This is a genomic window from Amnimonas aquatica (genome assembly GCF_002943415.1).
GTDB lineage: Bacteria > Pseudomonadota > Gammaproteobacteria > Pseudomonadales > Moraxellaceae > Perlucidibaca > Perlucidibaca aquatica_A.
Genome location: NZ_PTQZ01000288.1, coordinates 1 through 1,699 on the forward strand (window position 1 = coordinate 1; position 1,699 = coordinate 1,699).

3 protein-coding genes are annotated in these 1,699 nt (G+C 65.7%); all 3 read left to right on the forward strand.

All coding sequences use genetic code 11. The features are described 5' to 3' along the window. Positions 1 to 252, forward strand: a 252-nt coding sequence (locus C5O18_RS10535; RefSeq protein ID WP_158249323.1) for a hypothetical protein, incomplete at its 5' end; no start/stop codon positions are given. Between the two features lie 145 nt (positions 253 to 397). Further along, complete coding sequence (locus C5O18_RS09165) at positions 398 to 1,225, forward strand: flagellin N-terminal helical domain-containing protein (RefSeq protein ID WP_105193306.1); 828 nt, start codon at positions 398 to 400, stop codon at positions 1,223 to 1,225. Positions 1,226 to 1,388: 163 nt separating this feature from the next. Beyond that, positions 1,389 to 1,699, forward strand: a 311-nt coding sequence (locus C5O18_RS09170; protein WP_206389836.1) for a hypothetical protein, incomplete at its 3' end; no start/stop codon positions are given.

Here is a 1,699-nt window from a genome sequence, read left to right on the forward strand (position 1 = left end):
TATGACGGCAGCGATGTCAGCCGCCACCAGTATCCGTTCGTGCCCGGCCATGTCGCCTACTGGACGCCGCTGTCGCTGGTGAAGCTGGCCTCCGACGCCGGCTGCTTCGTCGACTTCCGGACCCCGGAGATGGGCCTCAGGCGCGGCGGGCCGCGCAAGAAGTACATCATTTTCTACCGCTCGATCGAGGTGTTCTACCGCGTCAGCCTGTATTTCGGCACCCGCATGTTCGCGCCTTCGGAAAAGGGCTGAACAGGTCCGCCAGTTTTCGCCGGTGAAATTGTTGCTTGTGTGTAATTCGCCCTAAAGAGTGGCCGGGCGCCTCCGATAAGTGAGTACAAGCTGAACGGCAGTCGCCGCAGCGGGAACACCACCGACTGGTACGAGGAGAAACATCATGGCTATGACCATCAACACCAATGTGGCCTCGCTGAACGCTCAGCGCAATGTCTACAAGTCCCAGGACAACCTGGCCACCTCCCTGCAGCGCCTGTCCACGGGCCTGCGCGTCAACAGCGCCAAGGACGATGCCGCCGGCCTCGCCATCAGCGAACGCTTCACGGCGCAGATCAAGGGTCTCAACCAGGCCGCCCGCAATGCCAACGACGGCATCTCGCTGGCGCAGACCGCCGAAGGCGAACTGGCCCAGGTGACCAGCAACCTGCAGCGCATCCGCGAACTGTCGGTGCAGGCCGCCAACGGCACCAACTCCAGCGACGACCGCGAAGCGCTGCAGAAGGAAGTCACCCAGCTGACCGAAGAAGTCGGTCGCGTGCTGGGCAAGGCCAACTTCAACGGCCAGGAGCTGTTCACCGGCGCCGGTGGCACCTCGGGCTCGTTCAGCTTCCAGGTCGGCGCGAATGCCGGCGACACGATCGATGTCACGATCTCGACCATGACCAACTCCGGTCTCGGTATCGATGCCCTGGACATCTCCACGGCCTCCGGCGCCAGCGCCGCGATCACGGCCATCGACGATGCCCTCGACCAGGTCAACAGCCTGCGTGCCGACCTCGGTGCCGTGCAGAACCGCTTCAGCTCGCTGGTGACCAGCCTGCAGACCTCGGCGGAAAACCTGTCGGCCTCGCGCGGACGCATCATCGACACCGACTTCGCGCAGGAAACGGCGAACCTGACCAAGGGCCAGATCCTGCAGCAGGCCGGCGTGGCCATGCTGTCCCAGGCCAACTCGATGCCGCAGAGTGTGCTCAGCCTGCTGCAGTAAGGCCCGCCGCAAGGCTGGGGGCAGGTGTGAAAGGCTGCGGCAGGACGGGTCCCGACCCGTCCTGCCGCAGGCGCTGACAAAGCGCTTCCGCGCCCTAAAGTTCCGCACGTGGCTGACGATAGGCAGATAGAGGTATTGGGCTAGATGCCGTGAGAGGTGTGTCATGGACACGATCGACATCAGTGGTCTGGCCGGCCGTTTCGCGCCGGGCCATGGCATGACAGGCGGGGCCTCCGCGCGGGGCGCCGCCGTTGTCGTTTCCGGGAATCCGTCCGCGGCGGCGGGCGCTGGGCATGACTTCGTGTCGCTGTCCGCGCAGGCCGCCGGGCTGTCGTCCGGGGCCGTCGCCGCGTTGCCTGCCGATGCGGCGGCGCAGGCCGCGGATCAGGCGGACTCCGATGACGCCGAGGCCCTTGCCGAGCTGATGCGACAGCGCAACCTGTCGTTCAGCATCGACGAGGACAGCGGGGTCTC

What these genes read in the sequence shown, in the direction of transcription:
- C5O18_RS09165 (WP_105193306.1), top strand. Translation starts at nt 398, where the DNA reads ATGGCTATGACCATCAACACCAATGTGGCCTCGCTGAACGCTCAGCGC.